Below are 25,849 nucleotides of genomic sequence, written 5' to 3'. Positions count from 1 at the left end.
ATGCTGGAGATCCGCAAGCTCAGCGTCCACTACGGCGAGGGCGCGAGCGCGACCCTCGCCCTGTCCCGGGTCGACCTGACGATCGAGCCGGGGGAGTTCGTGGTCGCCCTCGGCGCCTCGGGCTGCGGGAAGACGACGCTCCTCAACTGCATCGCCGGCTTCCAGCCGGCGAGCGAGGGGCAGATCCTCCTCGACGGCCGCCCGGTCACCCGGCCGGGGGCCGATCGCGGCGTGGTGTTCCAGCGCCACGCCCTGATGCCCTGGCTCGACGTGCGCGACAACGTCGCCTTCGGCCTGAAGATGCAGGGTGTGCCGCGCCGTGAGCGCGACGCGCGGGCCAGCGCCATGCTCGACCTCGTGGGCCTCGGCGACGCCGCGGACAGGAAGATCTACGAGCTCTCCGGGGGCATGCAGCAGCGCGTCGGTATCGCCCGGGCACTCACCGCCGATCCACGCATGCTGCTGATGGACGAGCCCCTGGGGGCGCTCGATGCCTTCACCCGCGAGCAGATCCAGGAGTTGATCCTGACCCTCTGGGCACGGACGCGGAAGATGGCGTTCTTCATCACCCACGAGGTCGAGGAGGCGATCTTCCTGGCGACCAAGCTCGTCATCATGACGCCCCGGCCGGGCCGCATCGCCGAGATCATCCCGCTCGATTTCTCTCGGCGCCTCATTGCCGGCGAGACCTCACGGGCGGTGAAGTCCAGCCCCGACTTCATCGCGATGCGCGAGCGGGTTCTGCGCGTGGTCCACGACCATGGCGGGGCAATCATCGATCCCGAGCGAGGAGCCGCCGCATGAGCGAGGCCGACACCGACATGCCCGACGCGGCGATGTCCGTCCCGCCGCCGCTTCCCCACCGCGCAGCGACGCGCAAGCGCGTTCCGCCCGCCTGGCTGATCAGCCTCGCGACCATCGCGCTCGCCCTCCTCGCCTGGTTTGCGGCGACGCAAGCCGGCCTCGTCAAGCCGCTGTTCCTGCCCCGGCCGGGCAGCGTGCTCGGAGCCTTCTCCGACGCGCTCGACGGGCGCATCGACGGCGCGCCGCTCCTCGAGCACGTCGCCGCGAGCCTGATGCGGGTGGCGAGCGCCTTCGTGCTGGCGGCGCTCATCGGGATCCCGGTCGGCCTCGCCACCGGCCTCAACCCCACCTTGCGGGCGGCTTTCGACCCGTTCATCGAGTTCTACCGGCCGCTGCCGCCGCTCGCCTACCTGCCGCTCGTGATCATCTGGTTCGGCATCGGCGAGACCTCGAAGATCCTGCTGATCTTCCTTGCCTGCTTCGCACCCGTCGCGCTCGCCGCCCGCGCCGGCGTCTCGGCGGCGAGCGTCGACCAGGTCAACGCCGCCCGGGCGCTCGGCGCCAGCCGCGCCCAGGTGGTGCGCCACGTCGTCCTTCCGGCGGCCCTGCCCGACATCCTGGTAGGGTTGCGCATCGGCATGGGCGTCGGCTGGACCACCCTCGTCGCCGCCGAGATGGTGGCGGCCTCCACCGGAATCGGCCAGATGGTGCTCAACGCCTCGAACTTCCTGCGCACCGACATCGTGGTGATGGGCATCCTGGTGATCGGCGCCCTGGCGGCGCTGTTCGAGTTCGGCATGCGCCGGCTGGAACGGCGCCTCACTCCGTGGAAGGGTAGGGCGTGACCGCCCGCCGGACCCACTCCGATTCGCGAGACGCCCGATGAACGACATGCTCCGCACCAACGACCTGCGCCACGTCATCGAGGCCGACCGGGCCCATGTCTGGCACCACCTGTCGCAGCACAAGGCCTACGAGACCACTGATCCGCGGGTGATGGTCGAGGGCAAGGGCATGCGGATCTGGGACGCGACCGGCCGCGAATACCTCGACGCGGTCTCCGGCGGCGTCTGGACGGTCAATGTCGGCTACGGGCGCACCAGCATCGCCGACGCGGTGCGCGACCAGCTCGTCAAGCTCAACTACTTCGCCGGCGCGGCCGGCTCGGTGCCGGCGGCCCTGTTCTCCGAGCGGCTGATCGCCAAGATGCCCGGCATGACCCGGGTGTACTATTCGAACTCCGGGTCGGAGGCGAACGAGAAGGTGTTCAAGATGGTGCGCCAGATCGCGCACCGGCACCATGGCGGGCGCAAGTCCAAGATCCTCTACCGCGAGCGCGACTATCACGGCACCACGATCGGCGCGCTGGCCGCCGGCGGCCAGCACCAGCGCCGCGACCAGTACGGGCCGTTCCCGGACGGCTTCGTGATGGTGCCGCACTGCCTCGAATACCGCAGCCAGTGGGGCGAGGTGGAGAATTACGGCGAGATGGCCGCCGACGCGATCGAGGCGGTGATCCTGCGCGAGGGGCCCGACACGATCGGGGCGATCTGCCTCGAGCCGGTCACGGCGGGCGGCGGCGTGATCACGCCCCCGAAGGGCTACTGGGAGAAGGTACAGGACATCTGCCGCCGCCACGACATCCTGATCCACATCGACGAGGTGGTCTGCGGCATGGGCCGCACCGGCACGTGGTTCGGCTACCAGCATTACGGCGTGCAGCCGGATTTCGTCACCATGGCGAAGGGCGTCGCCTCGGGCTACGCGGCGATCGCCTGCACCACGACGACCGAGGCGGTGTTCTCGCTGTTCAAGGACGACGCCTCCGACCCGATGTCGTATTTTCGCGATATCTCGACCTTCGGCGGCTGCACCGCCGGCCCGGCGGCCGCCCTCGAGAACATGCGGATCATCGAGGACGAGGGCCTGATCGACAACACGATCGCCATGGGCGAGCGGCTGATGGCGGGCCTCCACGCTCTCTCCGAGCGCCACGCAGTCATCGGCGAGGTGCGCGGCAAGGGCCTGTTCTGCGGCGCCGAACTGGTCGCCGACCGCGCCACGCGGGAGCCGGCGGAGGAGAAGCGCGTCCAGGCCGTGGTGGCCGATTGCATGGCGAACGGCGTCATCATCGGCGCCACCAACCGCTCGCTCGCCGGGCTCAACAACACGCTCTGCCTCAGCCCCGCGCTCATCGCGACCCCGGCCGACATCGACCGGATCGTCGAGGCGATCGACGGGGCCCTGGGCCAGGTGTTCGGCTGAGCGGGGCCGGCCTCGCAGGCGCGGATCTCCGCGCCTGCTGGGGTGCTGCTACCGCCGCCGCACCGGCTCCGCGACCGCCTCGGGCAGCAGCGGCGTCAGCAGCATGGCGATCTGCGTCCGGTTGCTGAGCTGGTACTTGCGCATGATGTTGCCGATATGCGCCCGGACGGTGTTGGGCGAGATTCCCATCTCGTGGGCGATCAGCTTGTTCGGCAGGCCCCGGGCGATGAGCGCGATCAGCTCGCATTCCCGCGCGGTCGGCGCCGCGGTCTCGTCCTCCGGCGCCGCCGGCTTCGCCGGCCGGAACCGGATCGGAGCCTTAGGCCGCGACAGCGGATGGGACCCTTTCAGTACGACCATGTGTGCCTCCCCCCATCGGCCCGGGCGGGCCGCCTTTCGATGATCACTCGGCCTTCAGCGCCTCCACTGGATCGAGCCGGGCCGCGCGGTGGGCCGGGTAGAGCCCGAAAAAGAGTCCCGTGATCGCCGAGAAGCCGACCGCGACCGCGACGGCGCTCGGGTCGATGACGGTCGTCCAGCCGGCCGAGCGGGCGACCGTCAGCGAGATCGTCGCCCCGAGGACGACCCCGACGAGGCCGCCGGCGAGGCACAGGACGAGCGATTCGCACAGGAATTGCAGGCGGATGTCGCGGCCGCGGGCCCCGAGCGCCCGACGGATGCCGATCTCCCGGGTCCGCTCCGTCACCGAGACGATCATGATGTTCATGATGCTGATGCCGCCGACGAGCAGCGAGACGCCGGCGATCGAGGTGAGCAGGATCGCGACCGTGCGGGTGGCGCCGCGCTGCGCCTCGGCGGCGGCCGAGGGGTCCTGCACCTTGAAGTCGTCCTCCTGGTCGTCCTGGATCCGGTGGCGCTGGCGCAGCAGGTCTTCGATGCTGGCCTTGGCCCGCGCCATCGCCTCGTCGGAGACAGCCTTGGCGAGGATGTAGGCGACGGCGTCCCGGGCGGTGCCGCCGGCGCTCCCCAGGAAGCGGAGCTTGGCGGTCGAGAGCGGCACGAAGGCGACGTCGTCCTGGTCGGGCCCCTTCGGGCTCAGCACGCCGACGACCTCGAACGGCACGTTCATGATGCGGATCTCGGCGCCGACCGGATCGTCCGTGCCGAACAGCTCGCGGGCGACGACGCTGCCGAGCACTGCGACCTTGCCGGCGGTCGCCTCCTCGGTAGCGTTGAAGGTGCGGCCGGAGGCCAGCGTCCAGTCACGGACCACGAAGTGGTTCGTGGTGGTACCGTTGACGGTGGTGTTCCAGTTGCGGTTCTCGCGAACGGCTTGCGCGCTGCCGGCGATCGAGCCCGCGGCCGCGCGCACCTGCGGCACCTGCTCCAGGATCGCGTCGACGTCGCCTTCCGTCAGGGTCGCCCGCGTCCCGGCCTTGAGGCGTAGGCCCCCCTGGCGGGCAGCGCCGGGATTGATCATCAGGACGTTGGCGCCGATCGCCCGGATCTGCCGGGTGACCTGGCTCTGCGCCCCGCTGCCGATCGCCAGCACCGTGACCACCGAGGCGACGCCGATCACGATGCCGAGCATGGTGAGGAGGCTGCGCAGCAGGTTGAGGCGAAGCGCCCGCAGCGCCATCAGGAGGGCTTGCCCGATCATCACGCGGAGGCCTCCGCCATCGCCCTCGGGGCGGGTCCGTCCTCGGACACGACACGCCCGTCCTGCAGGCGCACGATCCGGCCGCAGCCCGCCGCGACGCTCATGTCGTGGGTGATGATCAGGATCGTCCGCCCGGCGGCGTTCAGGGTCTGGAACAGCCCCAGGATGTCGCTTCCGGTGCGGCTGTCGAGGGCGCCGGTGGGCTCGTCGGCGAGCAGGATGCCCGGATCGGTGACGAGGGCGCGGGCGATGGCGACGCGCTGCTGCTCGCCGCCCGAGAGGCGGGTCGGCAGGTGCTCGGCCCGGTGGGCGAGGCCGACGGAGTCGAGGGCGCGCTCGGCCCGCCGCCGCCGCTCCGCCCGGCCCACCCCGGCATAGATCAGCGGCAATTGCACGTTGTCGAGGGCGGAGTGGCGGGGAAGCAGGTTGTAGGCCTGGAAGACGAAGCCGATGCGGTGGTTGCGCAAGCGCGCGCAGCGATCGGCCGAGAGCCGCCCGGTTTCGACGCCCTCGAGGAAGATCCGCCCGGAGCTCGGCCGGTCGAGCAGGCCGATGAGGTTCATCAGGCTGCTCTTACCGGATCCCGACGGACCGACGACCGCGACCGACTCGCCCTCGCCGACCGCGAAGGTGATGTCGTGCAGGACAGGGACATTGACGTCGCCCATCCGGAAGGTGCGGCTGACCGCCGCCAGCCTGACGATGCCGTCGCTCATAGGCCGAGCCTGATCCCGAGGAAGCGCGACGGTTCGCTCGCATCGGCCTGCCCGACGACGACCCGGTCGCCCTCCTGGAGCGCGCCGCCGCGCAGCACGACTTGGTCGGCGCTCGATGCGCCCGTCGTCACCGCCACCGGCCGGAGCGCGCCGGCTTCATCCTGCACCCAGACCGCCTGCTCGCGCGTGCCCGGTTCGGTTCGTCCCTCGGGCACCGCCCGGGCCGGCCGGAAGCGCAGGGCGGCCAGCGGCAGCTTCAGCACGTCGTCCTCCCGGTGCACCGTCAGGCGCGCGAGCGCGGTCATGCCGGGCAGGAGCAGGCCCTCGCGGTTGTCGGTCGTCAGCACCACCGTGTAGGTCACCACGCCCTGGTTGCTCTGGGGCGCCTTGCGCACCTGGCGCACCGCGGCCTCGAAGCGCCGCCCCGGATAGGCGTCGACCGTGAAGCTGGCGCGCTGCCCCGGGGCGACCCGGCCGATATCGGTCTCGTCGACCCGGGCGTGGATCTCCATCTCGCCGAGGTTGCGGGCGACGTTGAAGGCGGTGCGCGCCTCGAGCCCGGCAGCGAGGGTCTGGCCGGCGCTGACGAAGCGGCCGACGATCACGCCGTCGATGGGCGAGCGGATGGTGGTGCGGTCGAGCTCGATCTGCGCCGCCCTGAGGCTCGCCTCCTGCAGCGGCACGGCGGCCTTGGCCTGGATCAGCTCGGCCTCGAGCCGGCGCAGGTCGGCCGCCGCGGCATCGACCGCGAAGGCGTTGAGCTCGAGGAGCGAGACGGTCTCGCGCAGCTGCGCCTTGCGCGAGGCGAGGTCGGTCTGCGCCTCCTCCAGCGTCGCGACCGAGGTGGCCTCGCGCGAGCGCAGCATGGTCTTGCGGTCGACGTTGCGCTTGGCCGCCTCCAGCATGACCTGCGCGTTCTCCAGCCGCGCGGCCAGCACTGCACGGTTGCCCTTGGCGTTGTCGAGGTCGATGCGGGCGCGCTCGAGCCGCGCTTGCTGGACCCGGACGCTGGCAGCGGCCATTTCGAGCGAGGCGCGGGCCTGCTCGACGCGGGAGATGAAGCTGCGCTGGTCGATCCGCGCCAGGGGATCGCCCTTGTGGACGCGGTCGTTGAAGTCGACGAAGAGGTCGGCGATCTGGCCCGCCAGCTGCGAGCCGACCTCCACCGTGTCGACCGGCTGCAGCGCGCCGGTGGCGGTGACGATCTGCTCCAGCGGCCCGCGCTGGATCGCCGTCGTGATGAACGGGGCCGGCTCCGGCGCGGGCGCCGAGACGAGGCGGGTGATCCGCGCATAGGCCCGCTCCTGCCGGGCGGCCAGGTCGTCCAGGATCGGGCGCAGCGCCAGGGGATGAGCCTGCACCACCGCCGCGGCGGCGAAGCCGCCCGCGGCCACGGATGCGCACAGGGTGCTGACAATCCAGCGTCCCACCACCACCCTCCCTCACCTGCGGTCGACAGAGCCCGACAAGGCGCGAACTGTCGATGTATTTGTTAGTTCATCGTCCAGCGCAGTAATGTTCTGACAGATCGCAACCCTGACCGAAATCCGCGCGACTCCTTACGGTCGAGCCCGTACGGGCCGACCCGTGCGACCGTCCCCGTCAGTCGAATCCGGCCTCCAGGGCGATGCGGACGAGGTCCTGCACGCTGGCGCATTCCGTCTTCGCCATGATCCGCGCCCGGAACACCTCGACCGTCCGGTGGCTGATCGAGAGGTCGTCGCCGATCTCCCGATGGGTCAGCCCGAGCAGGATGCGGGCGAGGACCTGCCGCTCGCGCTCGGTGAGCCGGGAGAGGCGCTCGCTCGCGAGCGCGTGCCGGACGTCGGGCGAGGCGGAGCGGGATCCGCGCACGGCCGAGCGCACCGCCTGGACCAGGTCCCTGGGGGCGAACGGCTTCTCGATGAAGTCGAACGCCCCGAGCTTCATCGCCCGGACCGCGGTCGAGACGTCGGCGTGCGCCGTGAGGAGGATCACCGGCACCAGGGACCCGCCCGCGCGCAGCCGCGACAGGAGATCCAGCCCGTCGATCCGCGGCATGCGGAAATCGGTGACGACGCAGCTCGCCTCCGCCAGCGCGGGGTCGCCGAGCAGGCTGTCGGCCGCGGGATGCTCTCGGATTGTGAAGCCGGCGCTACTGAGAATATCCGCCGCGAGCGAGCGCATCGCGGCGCTGTCGTCGACGAGATGCACGAGCTGTCCCGTTTCCATGAGGTCACCCTCCGAAAGCACGCCTGCGTCGGGACGGCCGTCTACCGTCCGGGCGCTCTCCTCCGTGAACTGTTGTCGGCAGCATCCGTTTCTTGGTCGCGAAGGTAGCGGCATTTTGAGATCCGGAAAGCTGTATGTTATCACCCGTAGGCTTGAAGATGCGTACGCCTTTGGGGGTAGGATCTGATTTGACACTTAACATGCTATGCCTGTCTTTTACGACAGCGTAGGCGCTACTTGATTGACGCAATGTCAATAGTCCCAACAGATTAAAACATATATCAGGCTTATTCTGATGCCGTTTTTCGGGAACGATTGCGACGGCGCTGGGGAATGAGCGATGCTCTAACACCGAAGCACCATCTCGTGCGGCGCAACCGTCGCCTGGTTCACTCAAGGAGGCACCCGATGAAAAAGATCCTGCTCTCGGCCGTGACCGTGCTCGCGCTCACCGGGCTCCCCTCGACCGGTTACGCCCTGTCGATCGGCAGCGGCAACGGCAACGGCAACGGCAACATCGGCGTCGGCAACGGCAACGGCAACGGCAACGGGAATACCGGCGCCTTCAACGGCAACCTGAACGGCAACGGCAATACCGGCTTCGGCAACGGCAACGGCAACGGCAACGCCAATACCGGCGCCGGTAACGGCAACCTGAACGGCAATTACAACTGGGGTGTCGGCAACGGCAACAACAACGGCAACTACAATTACGGCCTGCTGAACGGCAACGGCAACGGCAACCTCAACTGGGGCAAGTACAACGGCAACAACAACGGCAACGCCAACCGCTGAACGTCGCCTCGGCTGCAGATTGCGATCGGCGGAGCGGTCCCGGCCGCTCCGCTCTCTCGATGCAAGGTCCCCGACTGCAAGTGGCCCTCGCGCCGCAAGGGAGGCTCCGATGAAACTAGTGCCCTACCTGCTCGCCGCGGCGCTGCTCGGCACCGCCTACCCCGCCGCCGCGCGAGGTCTCTCGATGACCATGTCGGTGTCGATCGGCAACGGAAACGGAAACGGAAACGGCAATATCGGGATCGGTAACGGCAATTCGAACGGGAATTACAATACCGGGTCCGGCAACGGCAACGGCAATGGAAACGGCAACGGTGCGCCGCAGACCGGCGGCAACATCGGTGCCTTCAACACCGGAACCGGCAATGTCGGCGCGTTCAACTCGGGCACCGGCAACGTTGGCGCGTTCAACGGCAACAACAACAGTAGTTCGACGAGTGGAAATTACAACGTCGGCGCGTTCAACGGCAATTTCAACACAGGTGCCTATAACGGAAACAACAACGTCGGTGCGTTCAACGGCAACTTGAACGGCGGCAGTTACAATGGGAATGGCAATATCGGCGCCGTCAACGGGAACCTGAACGGGAATGGCAACCGGCGCTGAGCGGCCGCGGGCCCGACTTCCTGCCGGCCGGATGTCCCGGGACGGGCCCGGACCGGCGGGGTCGATCGTGTCGTCCGGACGGTGCTCCACAACAGAGGGTCTGCCAGTCGAGAGGGCATCTCGGCCGGGACCCAAATACGATCGGACGAGATCTTCCTTTCCACTCGGCAGAGCCGCCTCCCCACCACCAGGATCTGGCGAGACGGCAGCCGGAAGGAGACGACAATGCGCGTGACCCTGATCGCCCTCGCGTTGACCGGACTCGGCCTCGCCGGTCCGGCCGCAGCCCAGACGCATCGCTGGTCGCCGCCCGACGGCGTCAGCCGTGCCGAGTTCCGCGGCTTCTTCCAGCACTGGCATGGCCAGGGATGGCAGGGAGGGAACTGGCATGGAGGAGGCTGGCAAGGACGGCCGCACCGGCCGAGATACCGCTCCATGGATCTCAATACCGGCTCCACCGGAGATGCCGCAGCCGCGCCCGAACCTCCCGGCCTGGCGGGTGCCGTGCCTCCCGGCCTCGCTGCCGGATCGGGCAACGGGAATGGCAACGGCAACATGGGCAACGGCAACGGGAACAACAACACCGGCAACAACAACGGCAACGGCAATGTCGGAAACGGGCTCGGGAACGGATTCTCCGGCAACGGCAACGGGAACGGTATCGTCCAGTGAGGGCCGGCTCGACCGGTGGAATCAATCGGGTACAGGGGCTTTGTCTTTCCCCAACGTCATCCTGGGGCTCGCCGCAGGCGAGAACCCGGGATCCATAACCGCTGACGGTTCAGGATGAAGCGGAACAAGATCCGCCGCTTTCTCCCAGCCTCGGCGGTTATGGATCCCGGGTTCCGCTGTCGCGGCCCCGGGATGACGCGGAGAATGGAAATATCGTCGGCCCGTCCAAATTTTCCATACTAGAGCACTTCACGATCGCGCTGCAATCGCGAAGCTCTCTAGGTCTTTGATTGTGCCACATTTTCTTCGACGAACCGGCGTCCACTTCGTCGGAAAATGCTCTAGTAGTTGATCGTCGCCCGCAACCCCATCACGGTCGCGTTCTTCAGCCGGCGGCCGTCGTCGCCGGCGAGCCCGCCGCCCGGGCGCATGACGACTTGCAGGTCCGGCTGCAGGGTGAAGCCGGGCAGCACCTCGGCCTGGTAGGTCGCCTCGATCACCACCTCGCTGCTGCGGATCGGGCCGGCGCTCTGGCCGAACCGGATGCTGTCGCGGTCGAAGGCGCGGGCGGCCGGGCTGATGCGCGAGTAGATCACCCCGAGCGCCGCGGTGTCGTTGGGCCGGCCGGGCAGCAGGCCTTTATAGGCGATGCCGCCGTCGAGGTAGAGGTCGATCAGGTTGCGGTCGCCCGGCACCGTCGACAGCCGCAGGAAGGCGCTGGCGCCCTCGTCCTCGGTGCCGGGCTCGCGGTAGAGCGTCTGGTCGATGATGCCATAGAGGCCGCGGTCGCCGCGGAAGCGCCGGGCGATGCCGCTCGCTCCCGGATCGGCGAGGAACCGGCCGGCGACGCTGTCGAGGCGCGGGCTGTCGAAGCTGCCGAGATGCTGCCAGCCGCCCAACGTCGCGGTGCCGTGCAGGTTCTCGCCCCATAGATCGAGCGTGTAGGCGTAGGCGACCTCGCCGATGAAGAGGGGCGGGTCGCTGACCCGGAAGCTGGTGCCACTGCGGTTGATCCGCTGCGGATCGGTGTCGTCGCCTCGCCGCGCGCCCGCGGGGTCGCCGTTGAAGATCGCGGCCTGGAACGACAGGCGCGGATCGGGAACGACCTTCACCCGGACGGCCGGGGTGGCGAGGGGATAGATCGGCCCGCCGCTCGGCAGCACGACGGCGCCGATATTGGGCCAGCCGAAGCCGGCATTGAAGAACACCACCGCCGACTGGGCGATGGCGAACTCGGTATCGGCCGAGACCTGGCCGACCTTGATCGAGAGCGTGTCGTCGAAGAGGCTCTGCTCCAGCCACAATTCGAACAGCCGCGTCGCCGGCAGGGCCTCGATGCCGCTCACCGTCGTCAGGTTGTTGACGTAGGAGCGCGACATCCCGTGGCCGTGGATCTGGAAGAAGTCGGTGTGGAACCTCATCCCGGTCCAGCCGGCGAGCCGGTCGAGATCGACGTCGAGGGAGGTGTCGAGTCGCCCGCCATAGGTGACGCCGCGGCGCAGGCCCCCGCGCAGGTTGGCCAGCCCCTCGCCGATATAGGTGACCGTGTAGGTGATGCCGCGCCCGGCCAGGAACGCCCGGAACCCGAACGGGTCGCCGTAGGGACCGAGCGACGACTGGATCGAGCCGCCGATCGTCACCGAGACCTGGTCCGAGGTGCGCGACTGCGCGATGGCGGTCTGCGGGTCGCCCCCGGCGCCGGTGAGGGGCCAGGCCGGCGGAACGACCGTGAGGCGGGGGGCGGGCTGCGCACGCGCCCCGGCCGAGGCCAGGACGACGCCAACGACGACGACGGCGAGCGCCGCCGCGCGCGCGAGCCCGCCCATGCCCCGCTCAGTACCGCGCCGGCACGTACATCTCGGCCGGGACCGGGCCGCGGACGTAGTCGGGGTTGCGCACCCGTTCGGGCAGGTGGACGGGCGGGTGCTCCACGGTGCCGTAGGGCACCTGCTCCAGGAGGTGGCTGATGCAGTTGAGGCGGGCGCGCCGCTTGTCGACCGCGTCGACCACCCACCACGGGGCCTCGTCGATATGGGTGCGGGCCAGCATGTCCTCCTTGGCCCGGGTGTAGCTCTCCCAGCGCCGGCGCGACTCGACGTCCATCGGGCTGAGCTTCCACTGCTTGAGCGGATCGCGGATGCGCATCTCGAAGCGGTGGGCCTGCTCGGCATCGGTGATCGAGAACCAGTACTTCACCAGGACGATCCCCGAGCGAACCAGCATGCGCTCGAACTCGGGCACCGAGCGGAAGAACTCCTCCACGTCGGCCTCCGAGCAGAAGCCCATGACGCGCTCGACGCCGGCGCGGTTGTACCAGGAGCGGTCGAACAGCACCATCTCGCCGCCGGTCGGCAGGTGGCTGACGTAGCGCTGGAAATACCACTGTCCGCGCTCGCGCTCGCTCGGGGCGGGGAGGGCGGCGACACGGCAGACCCGCGGGTTGAGGCGCTGGGTGATGCGCTTGATGACGCCGCCCTTGCCGGCGGAGTCGCGGCCCTCGAACAGGACCACCACCTTGAGCTTCTCGGTCTGGACCCAGTCCTGGAGCCGAACCAGCTCGTGCTGCAGGCGCAGGAGCTCGCGGAAGTAGAGCCGGCGGTCGAGGTCCAGGGCGGTGCCCTCGGGCGGCGGCACCAGCCCGGCAAGGCGCTCCTCCTCGATCTCGAGCTCCAGTTCCTCGTCGTAGGCCTCCGCGATCTCGCGCCGCAGCGCCTCGATGGTGGCCGCCTGCTGCGGTGCCTCGAACTCGCTCATGGGCCTTCGTCCCTCATCCTCGTCCCGGCGATGGCGCCTTACAGCAGCGGCCCATGACACTGGTGAGAAGAGGAGGGGACGGCGTGTGGAAGAAGGTGACGGGGAGGCGACCGACGAGGACCCGGCGGCCCGGCCGGCGAGGGCCGGCCGGGCGCGTGGGCGGCGTCGTTCGCCGCCGGTCCGGGTTGCCGAGGGGCCGCATCGCCGCAGCAGGCTTCGGTGAGGGACGCGCGGAGTCGATCATCGCGGCGCCCCGGCGGCGCGAATCGACGAGACCCGCCTCCTGCGGCTGCCGAAGATGGAAGGTCAGGGTGGAGGCCCCCGGCTTCATCGAGCGGCGGTCAAGCTTCTATTGCTATCAAAATTCGAACCGTTAAAAAGAGGGCATCTCATGGGACCAGGGGCCTTCTCTCGACAATGAAGATCGATCCGACCGCGCCATCGCCGCCCGCCGACATGCCTCCCTCCCACGTGATTCAAGATTACCTCAGAACACCTCTGCAACAATACTTCAGCCCGATCGCGCAGGCCGAGCTGCCGACCCGCCTCGCCGAGCTGCTGGCCCGGTTCGAGGCCGCCCTCGCGGCGCGCGGCGAAGCGATCAGCTTCGACTTCCGTAACGCCCTGATGGCGGCTTTGCCGGCATTGCGCACCTTCGGTCTCTCGTTGTCGCACGACGTGGTGCGGGCCGACGACCTGGTTCAGGAAACCTGTGCCCGGGCCTGGGCGAACCAGCATCGGTTCCAGGCCGGGACGAATTTCACCGCCTGGTTGTTCACGATCATGCGCAACCAGTTCTACACGGATCTGCGGAAGGGCCGCCGGGAGGTCGAGGATGGCGACGGGATCCTCGCCGGTCAACTGGCCGCGCCGGCCGACCAGGACCATGCCAGCACCCTGCGGGTGGTCCGGGAGCGGATGGAGGCCCTGCCCGAGGCCCAGCGCCAGGCGCTGCTGCTGATCGGCGCCGAGGGCTACACCTACGAGGAGGCCGCCCTGCGGCTGGGCTGCCAGGTCGGCACGGTGAAGAGCCGGGTGAGCCGGGCGCGCTCGTCGCTGCTGGCGGCGCTCGGCGAGGTGGTGGATCGCTGATCCCCCCTCATCGGGCGGCGCCCGATCGAGGCTGCCGCACGAACCATCTGCTGATTGTCCGGAGAGAGCAGGGGAGGATGGTGGGGGAAGTAGGACTCGAACCTACGAAGGCATAGCCAGCGGATTTACAGTCCGCCCCCTTTGCCGCTCGGGACATTCCCCCACGCTGCCGTCGCCGGCAGGGGCCGCCGTATCGGCGGCGCGTCCTTATGCGAGGGCGGCCTGCCCCTGTCAAGGTGACTGTCCCCGGCCGCGACGGCCCGGTATCAGTGATGTCCGGAGATCGCGGCGGCAGCCGGATTGCACAGGCGGACGAAGCGCTTGCACGCCGGTCGGGCGCCCTTGCGTCCGGAGAACCGCACCCGTCCGGGACGGCGCCGATCCCGTCGCGACCGGCGTGGTATGGGTGTTCCCCCGAACCGACATTCGCTGAAATGCGGGACCGCGTGCAAGATGGGCGTGCCGGTTGGCTGGTTGCCGTCGCAGCCCGAGCCGTCCGGCTTTCGGGAGCGTGGAATGAACAGGACGATCCTGAGTGTCGCCGTCGCCCTGCTCTGCGCTCCGGCCTCCCTGAGCGTGCCCGCGATCGGAGCAGAGACCATGGATGTCCCATCGTTGTTCGCGACGGCGCAGCGCGAGGGCCGCGTCGGGCTCGCCCGCAAGTCGAAGCTGATCGATGCCCGTCCGGCAACGCCGGGCGAGATCGTCGTTAGCGTCATCGCGGGCGAGGGCGAGGAGACCCGGAGCAAACCCGCCGAGGCCGGGGACATGGTGGTGCGCAACCGCTGCGAGGTCACGGGCCACGAGCAGTACCTGGTCAAGGCCGGGAGCTTCGCGCAGCGGTACGAGGGACCGCTCGGTGCGGTGGGAGCGGAGGGCTGGACGCCCTACCGGCCGCGCGGTGTCGACATGCTATACGTCATCGTCCGCGAGGCCGACGGGCGTTTCACCTTCACCGCACCGTGGGGAGAGCCGATGGTCGCCCGGCCGGGCGACGCGATCGTGCGCGATCCCCATGATGCGAACGACACCTACCGCGTCGCGCGCGACGCGTTCAGCTGCACGTACGAGATCATCAAGGCGCCGAAGGCCGCGAGGACGCCGCTCTGACGGCCCTTCGCACCATGGGCACGGGACCCGGACCGGCTCTTCGTGTGGCGCCCGACCTCACTTCGGTGCCATCGCCGCCTTGATGCTCTGAAGGCTGATGCCCTCGTTGGCGGCATAGGTGCCCGCCACTCCGTTGAGCTTCGGCATGCCGGTCCTGCCGCCCTTGTGGTGCAGCGCCACGACCTCCCACGCGGTCGCGTCGAAGACCGGACTGCCCGAGCTGCCGCCCTCGGTCGGCGCGCCGTAATGCACCCGGCACACGCCGGGGATTGCCGGCTGTCCGGCGGGCGGTCCCTCGTGGTCCAGGAGCTCGTTGTCCTGGAACGAGAAGGCGAGGTCGCGGCCGCCCGGATGGCCGATGACGTAGACCCGGGCCGTCTCGCCGAGATCCGGCAGGACGCCGGCGATCGGCAGGGGCGCGACACCGGTCACCGGCTCGGCGAGGCGCAGGAGCGCCACGTCGTGCTGCCCGACCGGCGAGCTCCACAGGATCTCCTTGATCGCGTAGGCCTTGTCCGGGTCGACCGCCTCGAACACCACCTCGGCCCTCTCGGGCCGGACGCCGGGACTGACGCCCTGGGCGTTGATGACGTGGAAATTGGTGAGCACGAGCAGCTCGTCGCCGGGCTCCCGGCCGAGATCCGACGCCCGCACCAGGAACCCGGTGGCGAAGCGGCTGCCCAGCTTCCGGCGGATCGCCGCCACTGCGAGCGCGCGCCCGAGGCCGGTCTTCCACCAGCGAAACGTCTGGGGGCCGTTCTTGCCCAGAACCGCCTCGAGTTGCCCGATCTCGGGATCCGGCAGGTCGTGGAGGTGCTTGACCTCCGCCGGCTTCAGCTCGAGACCACTCCCCGAGAGTTCGAGGAGCCGCGCGCGCAGGATCGAGACGAGGCCACGGCCCCGTTCATCGATCGTCTCGAGGTCCCAGATCTCCGTGAACTGTCGCCGCGTCCCGGCGATCAGGAAGGCGTCGGCGTCCGCGTCAGCGGCGTAGGCCCGGATGTGCCGCTCGACCGCGTCCCAATCGCCCAGGGCGAGGCTGGCCTCGGCGAGCGTGGGGAGACGCCACGGGTCGGGCGTCCCGGACGGGGGCGCCTCGAGCGTGCGCACGATCGTCGCGGCGATCGTTCTCGGATCGAGGTCGGGGGCCACGTCCAGGCCGAGCCGCCGGGCCCGGGCCAGGAGGGCGACGAGGTTCACGCCGTGCCAGGTATTCCGCTCCGGCGCCGCCTCCCAGGGCGTGCGGTAGGCGGCGACCGCCTGCCGGAGCGCCTCGCGGGCACCCGGGCTCGTCTTGTCGCCGGCATCGACGAAGATCTGCTTGTAGACCCGGCCGAGGAGCCCCGTGGCTTCGGCGTGCTCGGGATGGGTCGAGGGCAGGCGCCGGGTCACGGCCTCGAGGACGTCGATCGCGGCCGTCGCCCTGCCGGTGTCGATCAGGGACTGGGCGTAGAGCCGACGGTTCTTCGGGTCCGTCGGGTCCCACCGGCTCACCGCTTCGGCGAGATCGCCCATTGCACCGTATTCGCGGGCATTCCGCAACGCCTCGACGAGGGCCTTGGAGCGCGCCAGGTCGTCCGGACCGGCAAGCCCTGTGAGCCGGCCGAGCGCGTCGCGGGCCTGCTTCCTTAGCTCGTTGCCGTCGGTCGTGGAATTCATCGGCGAGACCTCCCCAACGGGCTGGGCATCGGGCGCAACTCAAAGTCGGCGCGGCGCCGTGCCGGCCGAACGGGATCAGGTGCCTCCGCGAACGCGGCGTCCTGGATGACCGCCTGCTCGCGGCCGGGATGCCGTCAACCCGCGATCAGGTGCTGACGGCGACCGAGCAGCTCGGCCAGTCTCCCGATCTGCGATTCGAAGCTGTCCGACATCCATCCAGGCGGTTTCATTGTCTTGAGGTCAGCCTTCAATTTCTCGAATTGCGGGATCTCCCGCAGGCCGAAATGCGCCTCGGCCTTCGTGGCAAGGCACCAGAACTCCTGTTCGAGACCGCTTGCACCGGACCCGGCCGCTGGCGGCGATTGCTTGCGGCGCTCCCGGATCGCATCGAGGTCGCATGTCGCCAGGGCGAGGACCTCCCGGCGAATCCGGTTCGCCCAGACGAGATCGGCGATGCGCTCGTTGTCGCTCGCGTCCGGTGCCTTGTCGGCCCGCAGGGTCAGGAGATAGGCGAGGTTGATCCCGTTGTACCAGTCGTCGCGCAGGTAGTAGCCGCGCCCGTAATAGCGGATGGCGCGATCGAGATGCTCTATCCCGCGCCCCTGGTCGAAGAGGCGCTTCTCGATGGCGCCGGCGAGACCCACCGTTTCGGGATCGTTCGAGATCCCGGGCTGGAGCGGAGCGAGCAGGCGAAGGGCCTCGTCGAGGGCCGCGGCCTCGTCGGGCTGCTTCGCCTTGTAGGTCGCGAGAACGAGGCGCTGCTGCAGGTAGGGGTCGTGCAGCAGGGCCGCCCCGGTCGCGCGGCTCTCACCTCCGCCGATCTGCAGGGCCGCGGCGAAGAGGGACTTCGCATCGGCGAACCGGCTGTCCTTGATCGCCTGTTCGCCCTTCGCGATCAGCGTCGATAGCGTGGGATCCGTGGGTTTCACTGCTGATGCCGCGGCCCCTGCCGCCTGCGCGGCGATCCTTGACGCCTGAGCGGCTACCCCGGTGGCCCGCTGAATCACCTTTTTAGTATTCTTGCGCAGAGGCGGGTTGAGCCCGTGGAGGAATGTATAGATCGGGCTGTCGATCTTCGGCTCTTTAAGCACCGCGTCCAGGGTCTGACCGAGCGCCTCGCGAAAGCGCATCACCTCGTCGAAGCCGATATCCTCGCCGAGATGCGTGTAGCTGGAGATCAGCACGTGGTTGAGATCGAACGGATACGGCAGCTTGTTCTCTGACACCACGATTGTGGTGTGCGGGCGCAGCGCGTGCCGGATGCCGAGCTCGTAGAGGGCGTTGGGGTTGGCCGTCGACAGATCGGCGATCACGACGTCGGCAGTCAGGAGTTGCTCGTACATGGGAACGTCGATGGTTCCAGAATGTCGGATCTCGTCCGCACGGATGCATTCCAGCGACTTGGCTTCGACGACGGGCTTGATCAGGTTCTTGTAGGATTTGTCGAGATCGAGCTTTCGGCCGGTGGCGAAGTCCGTCTTCAAGCCGAAACCCATGACCACGAAACAGCGACACCGTGTCACTTGCCGGGTGTTTCCGGCTTGGCCAACAGACATGGCGAGATCCTCGCAAGATCGTCGAAGAGGTTATTCGCGCCCGCCGGTCGTACGGCCGGCCGGATTGTGGGTTGATGTCGATCAAACCGCTACTGGGTGCTTCCCGAACCCAAGCTGGAACGGAAATCCCAATAAGCCAAATCAGGCACTTGGCTTGTCGCAGCGCATGATTGCGAATTGTCTTCGGATCGACCCGCCAGTGCCCCGGATCGTGAACGATCCAGCCTCTCTCTCCTTTGGGCGACGCGCAGTCATGGCTACCCGATTCAGAGCCGGCCAGCAAGATCCGTCGGTCCGGGGTCATCCCGGCGCCCGTCGGCACGCGACCCTGCTCCGGATGCGGGAGCGGCAATGCGGCGCAATTCCGTTCCAATCCGTCCTCCGCCGGTGGGGACGATGTTCCATGACATCGCTCCCGGTGCATCCACCTGACAGGATCCCGATCGAGACTGTCGAGCAACAAACGGGTCAACAATCTCATCATGGCCGCGAACGCAATGCCACGATCCCGTTGCCTCATAAATCAGACGACGGGTGCAGGCTCGTTGCAAAAAAATCTGATAACGTTCATGATAAAGGAAGATATGATCTGGGGAGCCCGCCATGTCGATGGGAAGCCCTCTGGAAGCCACGCGCGCTTCCGACAAAATGAAAATTTTTATCAGCCATCCCCACGAAGATCTGGATGTCGCGGCGGCGTTGAGGGAGGCGATACTTGAACTCGACAGGGGCTTGATCGACGTGTTCCTCGATCAGAGCCATATTGCCGAAGGCAAGCAGATCACCCCGACGATCACCGATGCGCTGACCGGCGCATCGTTCTTCATCGGGGTCGGCACCGACGCGACACGCGGGCCCTACGCCTGGTGCGGGCTCGAACTCGGGTACTTCCTCGCGATCGAGAGACATTCCTCGCCCTCCGTCGTCTGCCTGTTTCATGACGAGGTCCCGGATGTCTTCCATCCCTACAGGAATGTGAAGCTCGTCTCGCTGTCGCCGAAGCACACGACGGAATTCTCGACCGACGTCTTTGCGGTCGATCAGGCCCCGTTGACGAATTTCTTCAAGAACCTGAGCAATCAGTTCAACAAGATGTTTCCCGCGCGCGACGCTGGGGAATTCTTCAACCGGGCGCTGGACTGGCAGAAGAAATCAGCCGTCGCCGTCACGGAGGCCTATTTCAAGTGCCTCCAGACCCGCGTCGCCGAAGTGTGGTACCCGCAGAAGCGGCTCGAAATTCAAATTCCCAACCGGCCAGAAGAGCTGTCAGAGATACCGGACGATGCCTGCGTCGTGATCGGCAACGCCGCCTATTCCGTCCTCAATCTCGGCTTTCCGTCTGGTTCGGGAGATTTCGTCAAACGGTCCTGGCCGGACTTCTGCAGGCTCGTCGTGCGCCAGAGCGGCGGCGAGCACCTGCCGCGGATCCTGAGCGAGATCGTCGGATCGGTCCTGCCCTTCGCTTCCGACCCGCAGAACGATCTCGTGTTCCTGGCCCCCAACCAGAAACGCTACCGGGTCGTGCTAGTGAAGCATCAGCTCTACGGCAATGGCCGGCGCGACTTCATCTTCAACCTGATCGAGACGCTGAAGCCGGTCGGCGGCGGCGACCAGAAGTCCACGATGCTGACGGCGGCGATCATGCTCGCGTCGCAGTACCGGTCGGTGTTCCTGGAGAAGGACGCGCGCTACGGACGCGGCCGCTTCGACGACATGGGCGAGGAGGACCTGATCCTGCAGATCAAGCAGATGCTGAAGGACCTGCAGCGCATCAATTTCGACGCGGCCGAGGAAGGCTTCAACGACGTATCCGCTCTGGTCACGCTCCTGGGGGAGAGCGAGGCCGTGAAGGCGTTGTTCGCCCGCTGGTGGCCGCCGCTGAACACGCTGGAGGACGCCGCGACGGCGTTCAGCATGGAGCCGGGCGCCGAGACGCGGGCGGCTCTGATCAGAGCGCACAACACCTTCCTGGATGTGAGCGACACGGTGAATCACAAATTCATGTCGCTCTGCCTGCGGACCTACCAGAGGCTGATCGACACGCGCGAAGGAATTTCGTGATCCACCCGCCCGTCGTCGACAGGTCGGCGCATTCGGCATCGTCGCGCGAGGTGATAGCCACACTCGGCTGAGCGGGTGGGGCGATGAGAGGATCGAAGAAGAGTGGTGGGGGAAGTAGGACTCGAACCTACGAAGGCATAGCCAGCGGATTTACAGTCCGCCCCCTTTGCCGCTCGGGACATTCCCCCACGCTGCCGTCACCGGCAGGGGCCGCCCTGTCGGCGACGGGGCCCTTATGGTGGGGTGGCCGGGGGGTGTCAAGCCGGATACCGGACCGGATCTTTGGCCGGCTCAGTGTCTCTCACAAAACTCCCGATCACCGTCGCGGCTTGCTGTGGCAGCGACAGCGCGGCGGGAGTTTTTGTGAGGCGCACTCAATCGGCCTCGGCGACGTCGCTCAGGCGCAGCTCGACCCGGTCGCTGCCGCGCCAGCGGTCGCGGGAGAGGGTGCCGGCAGCGTGGATGTCGCGGCCGATGCGGGACAGGAGCAGGCGCCCGACCGGCGATTCCGCCGCCCGGAACGCGATGGCGCCGACCGCGACGCCGTCCCGGCCGCGCAACTGCGCCTTGACGTGGCCGGTGCCGACAACGCGGGCATCGGCGATGCGGTGGCGCGCGAGGGCGAAGACGGGTTCCGGCGCGCCCTGGCCGAAGGGGCCCGCCCGCTCGACGGCATCCGCGAGGTCCGGCTGCACGCCGCCGGCGGAGACGAGGCCGTCGACGAGCAGGGCTTCGCCGAGGCGCGCCTCGGCCACCGAGGCGGCGAGGTCGCCGGCCAGGGCCTCGCGGAAGCGGTCGAGGTCGAGGGCGGCGAGCGTCACGCCCGCCGCCATGGCGTGGCCGCCGCCCTTCGCCGCGAGGCCCGCCTCGACGCAGGCCCGCACCGCCCGGCCGAGATCGGCGCCGGGAATCGAGCGGCCCGATCCGGTGGCGGTGCCGTCCTCGCGCAGCGCGAAGGCGAAGGCCGGGCGGCCGAAGCGCTCCTTCAGCCGCGCCGCGATCAGCCCGACCACGCCCGGATGCCAGTCCGGGCTGCCGGCGACGAGGACCGGCTGGTCGGGGTCACGCTCCAGGCGCATCCCCATTGCGGCCTCGGCCTCGGCGACGGCGGCGGCCTCGATCGCCTGGCGCTCGCGGTTGAGCGCGTCGAGCTGTGCCGCAATGCCGGCGGCCTCGATCGGGTCCTCGGACAGGAGCAGGCGCGCGCCCAAAGTCGAGTCGCCGATGCGCCCGCCGGCATTGATGCGGGGGCCGAGCAGGAATCCGAGATGCCAGGCCTGCGGCGCCTCGCCGAGGCCGGCCGCGTCGAGGAGGGCGGCGAGCCCGCGCCGGCCACGGCCGCGCATCACCGCCAGGCCCTGCCGCACGAAGGCGCGGTTGAGGCCGTGCAGGGGCACCACGTCGGCCACGGTGGCGAGCGCCACGAGGTCGAGCCCGGCCATCAGGTCGGGGATGGCGAGCCCGTCCCGGCGCAGGCGCCGGTTGAGCGCCACCAGCGTCAGGAAGACCACCCCCGCGGCGCAGAGATGGCCGAGGCCCGACAGGTCGTCGAGGCGGTTCGGGTTGACGAGCGCGCGGACCGGCGGGAGCACTTCCGGCGCGCCGTGATGGTCGAGCACCACCACGTCCATGCCGAGGCGGGCGGCCTCGGCGAGGGGCTCGTGCCCGGCGGTGCCGCAATCGACCGTGACGAGGAGCGTCGCGCCCTCCTGCGCCAGCATGCGCACCGCCGCGACGTTCGGGCCGTAGCCCTCGGTGATCCGGTCGGGGATGTGGAGGCGGTAGGGCACGCCGAGGTCGCGCAGCGCGCTCGCGAGCAGGGCGGCGCTCGCCGCGCCGTCGACGTCGTAATCGCCGAAGATCGCGACCTTCTCGCGCCGCGCGATCGCGGCGGCAAGCCGGTCGGCCGCCGCCTCCATGTCGACCAGCACGGCGGGGTCGGGCATCAGGTCGCGCAGGCGCGGCTCGAGGAAGCCCGGCACGGCGTGGAGCTCGACGCCGCGCCCGGCGAGCACGCGGGCCAGCACCTCGGGCAGGCCGTGCCCCTGGGCGATGGCGACCGCCAGCCCCTGCGCCTGCGCGGAGGCGCAGCGCTCGTGCCAGGGCCGTCCGAGGGCCGAGCGATGGACGTCGAGGAGGGGGCGGGGCAGGTCGAGGAGCGTGGACACGGAGCGGAGTGTAGCGGGTTTCGCGCGGATGCGCTGCCGCAGCCGGGCGACAGTGGGTCGTGAGTTCACGAGCGGGTGTCGCCGAAACGCGAAAAGCGGGGCACGAGGCCCCGCTTTCCGATTCGAGGCGAGTGCCCCGGCTCTGCCACAGCCCTCGCGGGCCGACGCGTCAGAAGTTCTTGACGATCTCGTCGACGACCTTCTTGGCGTCGCCGAACAGCATCATGGTGTTGTCGCGGAAGAACACCTCGTTCTCGACGCCGGCATAGCCCGAGCCCATGCCGCGCTTGATGAACAGCACGGTCTTGGCCCGCTCGACGTCGAGGATCGGCATGCCGTAGATCGGCGATTGCGGATCGGTCTTGGCGGCCGGGTTGGTGACGTCGTTGGCGCCGATCACGAAGGCCACGTCGGCCTGCGGGAACTCGCCGTTGATGTCCTCCAGTTCGTGCACCTCGTCGTAGGGCACGTTGGCCTCGGCGAGCAGCACGTTCATGTGGCCCGGCATGCGGCCCGCCACCGGGTGGATGGCGTACTTAACGTCGACGCCGGCCTTCTTGAGCTGGTCGGCCATCTCGCGGAGCGAGTGCTGCGCCTGCGCCACCGCCATGCCGTAGCCCGGCACGATGATGACCTTCTCGGCGTTCTTCATGATGAAGGCCGCGTCGTCGGCCGAGCCCTGCTTGACCGGCCGGGTCTCGACCTGCCCGCCGCCGGCGCCGGCCGCCGCGGCGTCGCCACCGAAGCCGCCGAGGATCACCGAGATGAACGAGCGGTTCATCGCGTGGCACATGATGTAGGACAGGATCGCGCCCGAGGAGCCGACCAGCGCGCCGGTGATGATCAGCGCGAGGTTGCCCAGCGTGAAGCCGATGCCCGCGGCCGCCCAGCCCGAGTAGGAGTTGAGCATCGAGACCACGACCGGCATGTCCGCGCCGCCGATCGGGATGATCAGCAGGCCGCCGAGCACGAAGGACAGGATCACGATCAGCCAGAACAGCACCTTGCTGCCGCCGCCGATGAAGCCGATCAGCAGCGCGACCAGCACCACGGCCAGCACGATGTTGATGACGTGGCGCTGCGGCAGCATGATCGGCTTGCCCGACATGCGGCCGTCGAGCTTGAGGAACGCGATCACCGAGCCGGTGAAGGTGATGGCGCCGATGGCCACACCGAGCCCCATCTCGAACAGCGACTGCTTGTGGATGGCGCCGTTCTCGATGATGCCGAAGGCCTGCGGCGCGTAGAGCGCGCCCGCCGCCACCGCGACGGCGGCGAGGCCGACGAGGGAGTGGAAGGCCGCCACGAGCTGCGGCATCGCGGTCATCGGCACGCGCTTGGCGATCACCGCGCCGGCGCCGCCGCCGATGCCGAGGCCGAGCAGCACCAGGAACCACGCCCCGACGCCGGACGGCGCGTGGCCGATCAGCGTCGTCAGGATGGCGATGCCCATGCCGATCATGCCGTACAGGTTGCCCTGCCGGGAGGTGGTCGGGTGGGACAGGCCCCGCAGCGCCAGGATGAACAGGACGCCCGAGACGAGGTAGAGGAGCGAGGAGACGTTCTCCGACATCGCCTCAGGCCTTCTTCTTGTACATGCTGAGCATGCGCTGGGTGACGAGGAAGCCGCCGAAGATGTTCACGCTGGCGAAGACCAGGCCGATGAACCCGAAGAAGCGGGCCCAGCCGGTGCCCTTCTCGATCAGCGGGACGCCGACGGCCAGGATGGCGCCGACGACGATCACCGAGGAGATCGCGTTGGTCACGGACATCAGCGGGGTGTGGAGGGCCGGGGTCACCGACCAGACCACGTAGTAGCCGACGAAGATCGCCAGCACGAAGATCGCGAGGCGGAACACGGTCGGATCGATCGCACCGTGAGTCGCGGCGGCGACGCCGTGGCCGACGCTGTCGGCGATGATCGCCGCCTGGTCGGCGGCGCGGGCGGCGATGTCGGCGGCGTTGCGGGCGGCGGCCGCGGCGGCGCGTGCCTGCTCGGCCGCCTGGTCGGGGGGAAGGGTAGCCATGAGTCTCCTCCGATTGCGGGGCGAGCGGCCTTAGGCCGCCTTGGGCTGGAAGTTCGGGTGGACGACGGCGCCGTCGCGGGTCAGGCAGGTCGCCTTGACGAGTTCGTCGTCCCACTTCACCGCCAGTGCCTTCGAGCCCTTGTCGACGAGCGTCTCGACGAAGGCGTAGAGGTTGCGGGCGTAGAGGCTCGACGAGGTGGCGGCGAGCCGCCCCGGGACGTTGGCGTAGCCGACGATCTTCACGCCGTTCTGCGTCTCGACGACCTCGTCGGCCTTGACGCCCTCGACGTTGCCGCCGCGCTCGACCGCGAGATCGACGAGGACCGAGCCCGGCCGCATCGCCGAGACCATGTCGGCGGTGACGAGCTTGGGCGCCGGCCGCCCGGGGATCAGCGCGGTCGTGACCACGATGTCCTGCTTGGCGATGTGGCTCGCCACCAGTTCGGCCTGCTTCTTCTTGTACTCGGCCGACATCTCCTTGGCGTAGCCGCCGGCGGTCTCGGCCTGCTTGAACTCGTCGTCCTCGACAGCGACGAACTTGGCGCCGAGCGACTCGACCTGCTCCTTGGCGGCGGGCCGCACGTCGGTGGCGGTCACCACCGCGCCGAGGCGGCGGGCGGTCGCGATGGCCTGCAGCCCGGCGACGCCGGCGCCCATCACGAAGATGCGGGCCGCCGGCACGGTGCCGGCCGCGGTCATCATCATCGGCAGGGCGCGGCCGTAGACGGCGGCGCCATCGACCACCGCGCGGTAGCCCGCGAGGTTGGCCTGGCTCGAGAGCACGTCCATCACCTGGGCGCGGGTGATGCGGGGCATCAGCTCCATGGCGATCGCCGAGACGCCGGCATCGGCCATCGCCTTGACCTCGGCCTCGTGGCCGTAGGGGTCCATGATCGCGATCACGATCGCGCCGCGCTTGAGGGCGGGCAACTCGTCCTCGGCGGGGCGGCGCACCTTGAGGACGATATCTGCCCCGTCGGCGGCGGCCTTGGCGTCGGCTGCGATCGAGGCGCCGGCGGCCTCGTACTCGGCGTCCGGCACGCCGGCTTTGAGCCCCGCCCCGGACTGCACCGTCACCTCGGCCCCGAGAGCCTTGTACTTCTTCACCGTTTCCGGGACTGCCGCGACCCGCGGCTCCGCCGGATCGGTCTCGGATAGGACCGCGATCCGCATTCAGGCTTCCTTTGGTCGATACACGGCGCGGGCGCGCCGTTCCCCCCTCCAGGGCGGCATGTACAAGGCCACGCCTGCCCCACAACTGTAAAGCCGTTCCCTCACCCGAGGGAACGGCTTCCGTTACGAATTTTTAACGATTAAGTTACGCGCAATTTATCGCGCGCGGGTGGGGAGGGGGCGGACGGGCCGCCCGCGCCCTCAGTAGAACGCCAGCATCAGGGCGAGCAGCAGAGCCACCACGGCGGGGGCGCGCCAGCCGATCGAGGGCGAGAGGGCGCCGATGGCCCCGGCGACGCCGCCCAAAACCACGCCGACGATGGCCGAGATCCAGGCCTCACGCACGCCGCCGACGGCGAGCGACAGGACCCAGCAGATCACGACGCCGGTGGCGATCTCGACGAAGGTGACGAAGCCGCGATAGGTGGCCTCGTGGGAGGGGCCGTCCATCTCCGGGCTGTAGGCGGAGTCGGTGGCGTGTGTGATGTCGGCCATGATGCGGTAGACCCCGTCTTGTGCTCGTTGGCCGGGCTTTAGCGCATGCTCAAGGCTCCGGCA

Annotated in this window: 23 protein-coding genes and 2 tRNA genes; 9 read left to right on the top strand and 16 right to left on the bottom strand. The window is 69.0% G+C overall.

All coding sequences use genetic code 11. The features are described 5' to 3' along the window. Genes ABZT49_RS29420 through ABZT49_RS29410 form a run of 3 tightly spaced genes read left to right on the top strand, consistent with a single transcriptional unit; the run spans nt 1 to nt 3,069 of the window. Entirely contained in the window at nt 1-804 is an 804-nt protein-coding gene (locus tag ABZT49_RS29420) for an ATP-binding cassette domain-containing protein (protein WP_355291454.1), read from the top strand. Continuing rightward, nucleotides 801-1,649 carry an ABC transporter permease subunit gene (locus ABZT49_RS29415; protein ID WP_355291452.1) on the top strand — a complete coding sequence of 283 codons (849 nt, stop codon included), beginning with the start codon at nt 801-803 and terminating at the stop codon, nt 1,647-1,649. The genes ABZT49_RS29420 and ABZT49_RS29415 overlap by 4 nt, the downstream gene beginning before the upstream one ends. Before the next feature lie 37 nt (nt 1,650-1,686). Next, nucleotides 1,687-3,069: an aminotransferase class III-fold pyridoxal phosphate-dependent enzyme gene (locus ABZT49_RS29410; protein WP_355291450.1), complete on the top strand. Its 1,383-nt coding sequence runs from the start codon at nt 1,687-1,689 to the stop codon at nt 3,067-3,069. Nucleotides 3,070-3,117: 48 nt separating this feature from the next. On the opposite strand, the gene ABZT49_RS29405 is transcribed toward ABZT49_RS29410, so the two are convergent. The 5 genes from ABZT49_RS29405 to ABZT49_RS29385 all read right to left on the bottom strand — a co-directional run bounded on the left by ABZT49_RS29405 (nt 3,118) and on the right by ABZT49_RS29385 (nt 7,617). Next, nucleotides 3,118-3,429 carry a LuxR C-terminal-related transcriptional regulator gene (locus ABZT49_RS29405; RefSeq protein ID WP_355291448.1) on the bottom strand — a complete coding sequence of 104 codons (312 nt, stop codon included), beginning with the start codon at nt 3,427-3,429 and terminating at the stop codon, nt 3,118-3,120. 43 nt (nt 3,430-3,472) lie between these two features. After that, a complete protein-coding gene (locus tag ABZT49_RS29400) occupies nt 3,473-4,690 on the bottom strand; it encodes an ABC transporter permease (protein ID WP_093568797.1) in 1,218 nt (405 codons plus the stop codon). Further along, nucleotides 4,690-5,406, bottom strand: a complete 717-nt coding sequence (locus ABZT49_RS29395; RefSeq protein ID WP_355291445.1) for an ABC transporter ATP-binding protein — start codon at nt 5,404-5,406, stop codon at nt 4,690-4,692. The genes ABZT49_RS29400 and ABZT49_RS29395 overlap by 1 nt, the downstream gene beginning before the upstream one ends. Next, the gene (locus tag ABZT49_RS29390; protein ID WP_244539552.1) at nt 5,403-6,836 is read right to left on the bottom strand and encodes an efflux RND transporter periplasmic adaptor subunit; all 1,434 of its coding nucleotides are present in this window, start codon (nt 6,834-6,836) and stop codon (nt 5,403-5,405) included. Before ABZT49_RS29390 ends, ABZT49_RS29395 begins: the two co-directional genes overlap by 4 nt. 172 nt (nt 6,837-7,008) lie before the next feature. Then, entirely contained in the window at nt 7,009-7,617 is a 609-nt protein-coding gene (locus ABZT49_RS29385; protein WP_355291443.1) for a response regulator, read from the bottom strand. Nucleotides 7,618-8,025: 408 nt separating this feature from the next. Between ABZT49_RS29385 and ABZT49_RS29380 the strand changes: the two genes are divergently transcribed. The 3 genes from ABZT49_RS29380 (at nt 8,026) to ABZT49_RS29370 (ending at nt 9,691) form a co-directional block, all read left to right on the top strand. After that, complete coding sequence (locus ABZT49_RS29380; protein WP_355291441.1) at nt 8,026-8,412, top strand: hypothetical protein; 387 nt, start codon at nt 8,026-8,028, stop codon at nt 8,410-8,412. Between the two features lie 118 nt (nt 8,413-8,530). Beyond that, complete coding sequence (locus ABZT49_RS29375) at nt 8,531-9,019, top strand: hypothetical protein (protein WP_355291440.1); 489 nt, start codon at nt 8,531-8,533, stop codon at nt 9,017-9,019. A 225-nt stretch (nt 9,020-9,244) separates the two neighbouring features. Continuing rightward, a complete protein-coding gene (locus ABZT49_RS29370) occupies nt 9,245-9,691 on the top strand; it encodes a hypothetical protein (protein ID WP_355291438.1) in 447 nt (148 codons plus the stop codon). A gap of 341 nt (nt 9,692-10,032) precedes the next feature. Here the strand turns inward: ABZT49_RS29370 and ABZT49_RS29365 are convergent, their stop codons facing one another. After that, complete coding sequence (locus ABZT49_RS29365; protein WP_355291436.1) at nt 10,033-11,517, bottom strand: carbohydrate porin; 1,485 nt, start codon at nt 11,515-11,517, stop codon at nt 10,033-10,035. 7 nt (nt 11,518-11,524) lie between these two features. Continuing rightward, nucleotides 11,525-12,445: a polyphosphate kinase 2 gene (ppk2, locus tag ABZT49_RS29360; RefSeq protein WP_355291434.1), complete on the bottom strand. Its 921-nt coding sequence runs from the start codon at nt 12,443-12,445 to the stop codon at nt 11,525-11,527. Between the two features lie 456 nt (nt 12,446-12,901). Between ppk2 and ABZT49_RS29355 the strand changes: the two genes are divergently transcribed. After that, nucleotides 12,902-13,537: a sigma-70 family RNA polymerase sigma factor gene (locus ABZT49_RS29355; RefSeq protein WP_355291433.1), complete on the top strand. Its 636-nt coding sequence runs from the start codon at nt 12,902-12,904 to the stop codon at nt 13,535-13,537. Nucleotides 13,538-13,615: 78 nt separating this feature from the next. On the opposite strand, the gene ABZT49_RS29350 is transcribed toward ABZT49_RS29355, so the two are convergent. Beyond that, nucleotides 13,616-13,700: transfer RNA gene (locus tag ABZT49_RS29350), tRNA-Tyr, on the bottom strand. Between the two features lie 290 nt (nt 13,701-13,990). Between ABZT49_RS29350 and ABZT49_RS29345 the strand changes: the two genes are divergently transcribed. Beyond that, on the top strand, nt 13,991-14,647 hold the full coding sequence (locus ABZT49_RS29345) for a hypothetical protein (protein ID WP_355291432.1): 657 nt from the start codon (nt 13,991-13,993) through the stop codon (nt 14,645-14,647). A gap of 57 nt (nt 14,648-14,704) precedes the next feature. On the opposite strand, the gene ABZT49_RS29340 is transcribed toward ABZT49_RS29345, so the two are convergent. Both ABZT49_RS29340 and ABZT49_RS29335 read right to left on the bottom strand, forming a co-directional pair. Continuing rightward, nucleotides 14,705-16,306 (bottom strand): TRAFs-binding domain-containing protein, encoded by a 1,602-nt coding sequence (locus ABZT49_RS29340; protein ID WP_355291430.1) that lies wholly within the window; start codon nt 16,304-16,306, stop codon nt 14,705-14,707. A gap of 134 nt (nt 16,307-16,440) precedes the next feature. Then, nucleotides 16,441-17,790, bottom strand: coding sequence for a tetratricopeptide repeat-containing protein (locus ABZT49_RS29335; protein WP_355291428.1), 1,350 nt, complete (start codon nt 17,788-17,790; stop codon nt 16,441-16,443). Between the two features lie 675 nt (nt 17,791-18,465). Between ABZT49_RS29335 and ABZT49_RS29330 the strand changes: the two genes are divergently transcribed. Beyond that, on the top strand, nt 18,466-19,923 hold the full coding sequence (locus ABZT49_RS29330; RefSeq protein ID WP_355291426.1) for a toll/interleukin-1 receptor domain-containing protein: 1,458 nt from the start codon (nt 18,466-18,468) through the stop codon (nt 19,921-19,923). Between the two features lie 103 nt (nt 19,924-20,026). Here the strand turns inward: ABZT49_RS29330 and ABZT49_RS29325 are convergent. From ABZT49_RS29325 to ABZT49_RS29300, 6 genes are all read right to left on the bottom strand, one after another. Beyond that, nucleotides 20,027-20,111: transfer RNA gene (locus tag ABZT49_RS29325), tRNA-Tyr, on the bottom strand. A gap of 186 nt (nt 20,112-20,297) precedes the next feature. Then, nucleotides 20,298-22,091, bottom strand: a complete 1,794-nt coding sequence (recJ, locus tag ABZT49_RS29320) for a single-stranded-DNA-specific exonuclease RecJ (RefSeq protein WP_355291424.1) — start codon at nt 22,089-22,091, stop codon at nt 20,298-20,300. A gap of 169 nt (nt 22,092-22,260) precedes the next feature. After that, on the bottom strand, nt 22,261-23,664 hold the full coding sequence (locus ABZT49_RS29315) for an NAD(P)(+) transhydrogenase (Re/Si-specific) subunit beta (protein WP_093570694.1): 1,404 nt from the start codon (nt 23,662-23,664) through the stop codon (nt 22,261-22,263). A 4-nt stretch (nt 23,665-23,668) separates the two neighbouring features. Then, complete coding sequence (locus ABZT49_RS29310; protein WP_091751684.1) at nt 23,669-24,118, bottom strand: proton-translocating transhydrogenase family protein; 450 nt, start codon at nt 24,116-24,118, stop codon at nt 23,669-23,671. A 30-nt stretch (nt 24,119-24,148) separates the two neighbouring features. Continuing rightward, nucleotides 24,149-25,291, bottom strand: a complete 1,143-nt coding sequence (locus tag ABZT49_RS29305; protein WP_355291421.1) for a Re/Si-specific NAD(P)(+) transhydrogenase subunit alpha — start codon at nt 25,289-25,291, stop codon at nt 24,149-24,151. Nucleotides 25,292-25,492: 201 nt separating this feature from the next. After that, nucleotides 25,493-25,786 carry an aa3-type cytochrome c oxidase subunit IV gene (locus ABZT49_RS29300; RefSeq protein ID WP_093570692.1) on the bottom strand — a complete coding sequence of 98 codons (294 nt, stop codon included), beginning with the start codon at nt 25,784-25,786 and terminating at the stop codon, nt 25,493-25,495. Between the last annotated feature and the right edge of the window lie 63 nt (nt 25,787-25,849).

Origin of the sequence: Methylobacterium sp. EM32, assembly GCF_040593685.1 — a bacterium.
Lineage (GTDB): Bacteria > Pseudomonadota > Alphaproteobacteria > Rhizobiales > Beijerinckiaceae > Methylobacterium.
The sequence above is the reverse complement of the archived record's forward strand: the minus strand, read 5'-3'. Positions and strand labels throughout refer to the sequence as shown.